This is a genomic window from Arthrobacter sp. Y3225116, from assembly GCF_059091245.1.
Window position 1 is genome coordinate 1 of record NZ_JBNHGL010000333.1, and the last position, 2,537, is coordinate 2,537.

3 protein-coding genes are annotated in these 2,537 nt (G+C 69.1%); all 3 read left to right on the forward strand.

Translation table 11 applies throughout. From position 1 onward, the window contains the following. Window positions 1-372: ATP-binding cassette domain-containing protein (locus AC5RV2_RS16945; RefSeq protein ID WP_494093306.1), on the forward strand; the 372-nt coding region annotated here is incomplete at its 5' end. A gap of 107 nt (window positions 373-479) precedes the next feature. After that, complete coding sequence (locus tag AC5RV2_RS16950) at window positions 480-1,523, forward strand: aliphatic sulfonate ABC transporter substrate-binding protein (RefSeq protein WP_494093307.1); 1,044 nt, start codon at window positions 480-482, stop codon at window positions 1,521-1,523. Next, entirely contained in the window at window positions 1,523-2,446 is a 924-nt protein-coding gene (locus AC5RV2_RS16955) for an ABC transporter permease (protein ID WP_494093308.1), read from the forward strand. Before AC5RV2_RS16950 ends, AC5RV2_RS16955 begins: the two co-directional genes overlap by 1 nt. Window positions 2,447-2,537: the final 91 nt, after the last annotated feature.

Sequence of the window (2,537 nt, forward strand, 5' to 3'; positions counted from 1 at the left end):
GAGGTCTCCGGCGGCATGGCCCAGCGGGCATCCCTCGCCCGGGCCCTGGCCCGCAACCCGGGCGTGCTGTTGCTGGACGAACCGTTCGGCGCGCTGGACGCGCTGACCCGGATCAAGATGCAGGACCTGCTGCTCGATATCCACGCGGCGGAACCCACCACCGTGCTGCTGGTGACCCACGACGTGGACGAGGCCCTGCAACTGGCGGACAGGATCATCGTGCTCGGCAAGGAAGAAGGCCGCGAGGACGACGGCGCCACGATCGTGCGCACCGTCGATGTTCCCGGCATCCGTCCGCGGGACCGCGGTTCGGTCGAGCTGGCCCGAATGCGCCGCTCGCTGCTCGAAAGCCTCGGCGTCGACGGCCATTAGGGCCGCCGTCACCACTCAACAGATCACGCAATGCCCGGGCCGTCCGTGCCCCACATCAATTCGTCGCGGAATTTCTCCTGTTCCGCACACCATCCAAAGGAACCACCATGTCTCTTGCCAGCCGTTTCTCCCGCCGCCCGCTCCTCGGCGCTGCCGCCGTTGCCGCCACCGCCTCGCTGGCCCTGACCGGCTGCGTTGCCGGTGAGGATTCCGAAGCCACCGCCGCCGCGGGCACCGGCGACGGCGTGCTCAACATCGACTTCGCCACCTACAACCCGCTGAGCCTTGTCATCAAGGAAAAGGGCTGGCTGGAGGCCACCTTGGCCGACGACGGCGTCGAGGTGAACTGGGTGCAGTCGGCCGGTTCCAACAAGGCCAACGAGGCGCTGCGCTCCGGAGCGGTCGACGTCGGCTCCACCGCCGGTTCCGCAGCGCTGCTGGCCCGCGCCAACGGCTCGCCGATCAAGACCATCAGCCTCTACTCGCAGCCGGAATGGGCCGCCCTCGTGGCGTTGCCCGACTCCGGCATCGAGTCCGTCGAGGACCTCAAGGGCAAGTCCGTGGCCGCCACCAAGGGCACCGACCCCTACTTCTTCCTGCTCCAGTCGCTGGAAGAGGCCGGCCTCTCCGCTGACGACGTCACCGTGGAGAACCTGCAGCACGCCGACGGCTTGACGGCGCTGAAGCAGGGCTCGGTCGACGCCTGGTCCGGCCTGGATCCGATCATGGCCGGCGCCGAGAAGGACGGCGCCGAGCTGTTCTACCGGAACCTGGACTTCAACACCTACGGCTTCCTGAACGCCAATGAGTCCTTCCTGCAGGAGGAGCCGGAACTGGCGCAGGCCGTGGTGAACGCCTACGAAAAGGCCCGTGCCTGGGCCGCCGAGAACCCGGAGGAAACCGCACAGATCCTCGCGGACGTCGCCGGACTGGACCTCGAGGTCGCCACCAAGGTGATCGCCGAACGCAGCAACCTGGACGTTGAAGCGGCCCCGGGCGAAAAGCAGCGCGCGGTGCTGGCGAAGGTCGGCCCGGCGTTCGTTGAGACCGGCGACGTGAAGAGCCAGGCCGACATCGACGAGGCCCTCGCCACCCTGCTCGACGACTCGCTGGTGAAGAAGGCCGATCCGTCGGCCATCAAGGGATCCTGATGACGCACCTCGGCAACCCCGGCGCATCCGGCGCCAGCGCTTACGCCACTAGCCAGGAAGGCCTCTCGGCCACCGGTGTCCTCAAGACCGCGGGCGTGCCCCGGCCGGGCCAGGACGGCCCCTCGAACGAGCGGTCGCCCGCCGGTGGATGGTCCCGGACCGGGGTGCTCGGCAACGGCTGGGCCCGCCTGCTCCTGGGCCTGCTGCTGCCCGCCGCCCTGCTCGCTGCCTGGCAGTGGAGCACCTCCGCCGGCCTGTTCAGCTCAGTTCAGCTGCCGGCACCGGCTGCTGTCATCGAGGCCGCGGTCGACCTGATCCAGCGCGGCGAACTGGCCCAGCACGTGGCCATCTCCACCCAGCGTGTGCTGCTCGGCTTCGCCTTTGGCGCCGCCCTCGGCCTGGTCTTCGGCGCGCTGATCGGGCTGTCCAAGGTGGCCGATGTGCTGCTCTCCCCCACCATCGGGGCGCTGCGCGCGGTGCCGTCGCTGGCCTGGGTGCCGCTGCTGATCCTGTGGATGAAGATCGGCGAGGACTCGAAGGTCACGCTGATCCTGATCGGCGCGTTCTTCCCAGTGTTCACCACCGTCTCGCTGGCGCTGCGCCACGTGGACAAGAACCTGGTGGAGGCCGGCCGCGCGTTCGGGCTCAAGGGAGTGAAGCTGCTGACCACCGTGCAGCTGCCGGCCGTGGTGCCCGCCGTGTTCTCCGGGCTGCGGCTGGCCCTGGCCCAGGCGTGGCTGTTCCTGGTGGCGGCGGAACTGATCGCCTCCTCCATGGGCCTGGGCTTCCTGCTCACGGATTCGCAGAACAACGGCCGCACCGACCGGCTGCTGCTGGCCATCGTTCTGTTGGCCATCATCGGCAAGATCACCGACGCGCTCCTGGGAGTCGCGGAGAAATGGGCAGTCAAGAGATGGGCATAGAAGTAGCCGAAACCGCCGGCGGCCGCCGCGCCGCCGGGAGCACCGCCGTCGTCGGTCAGGAAAGGCCGGCGCCGTACCGCGACCGGGTGAC